At 38.4% G+C, this 976-nt stretch carries 2 protein-coding genes; both read right to left on the bottom strand.

The features are described from left to right. Positions 1-376 (bottom strand): hypothetical protein (locus N1032_RS23915; RefSeq protein ID WP_259542932.1); only part of this gene is annotated, 376 nt, incomplete at its 3' end. A gap of 43 nt (positions 377-419) precedes the next feature. Beyond that, positions 420-788 carry a hypothetical protein gene (locus tag N1032_RS23910; protein WP_259542930.1) on the bottom strand — a complete coding sequence of 123 codons (369 nt, stop codon included), beginning with the start codon at positions 786-788 and terminating at the stop codon, positions 420-422. Positions 789-976 lie beyond the last annotated feature (188 nt).

Genomic DNA, 976 nt, shown 5'->3' with positions numbered 1-976 from the left:
GTTCTGCCTGAGCTGCACCAACGATGCTAGTGAAGAAGTTATTAGCTTCATTCGGATCTTGCATCAATTGTGCAAACAACTCAGCGTAAGGTTCTGAGTTAGAATACTCTTCACGAATAGCTGGTGACTTTTCAAATTTAGAACCATCTTCGGATTTAATACCGTAAGAATCCAAGATAATCTTTTCAACGAAATCAACAAGTTCTGTTAAATCATCTTTATTAACAATTTTGTTGATATATGCTTGAAGCTTATCAGGGCTTCCACCAAATGGTGCAGAGAATCTAACAAGTTCACGTTTATTCATATGGAAGTAAGCTGTGAAAGTCTTACTATTGCCGTTATAGTCCACATAAGGTACTGTTTTTTTAATCATTTTGATTTTCCTCCTGTTTTATCAGCCAGATCAATAATTTAAACTACGGTGCCACTGTAGTAGTGGTCGTAGTCGACGTCGTTGTAGTAGTTGGTGCTGGTGGGCTATCGAATTCCAATGCGGCTCCAAAGTGAAGTTCACTATTATTAAACATACTTTCAGCAATAGATTGAGTCATGGTAACTCCATTATTGTTGATAGCTGCAATAGTAATGAACCATTTGTTACCGGCATGTGGAATGTCGACTAATACTCCAGCTGTAAGTTCTACATTTGAAGTCCACACAAGTATATCAGCTTTATTAGTATCATTATTCAAACGAACCAAATAATCTGTAGCACCAGGAACTGCAGGCCATATGAAATGACCATTAGATAAATCTACATTACCAGGTGACGTTGTTGCTGTCAAGCCTGATGGAGTAGGTACTGGTATAGTAGTTGATGTTGTCGTAGTGGTACTAGTAGTTGTAGTACTTGTTGTGGGTGCCACCGTGGTACTAGTCGTTGTAGAAGTCGTAGTAGTTGAGGTGGTAGTAGTTCAAATAGTAGTTGTAGTAGTAGTTGTCGTTGTAGTAGTTGTAACGTACTGAGAAACCA

Source organism: Herbiconiux daphne (assembly GCF_024979295.1).
In the GTDB taxonomy this organism is placed as follows: Bacteria; Actinomycetota; Actinomycetes; order Actinomycetales; family Microbacteriaceae; genus Herbiconiux; species Herbiconiux daphnes.
This window is presented reverse-complemented; position numbering and strand designations above follow the sequence as displayed.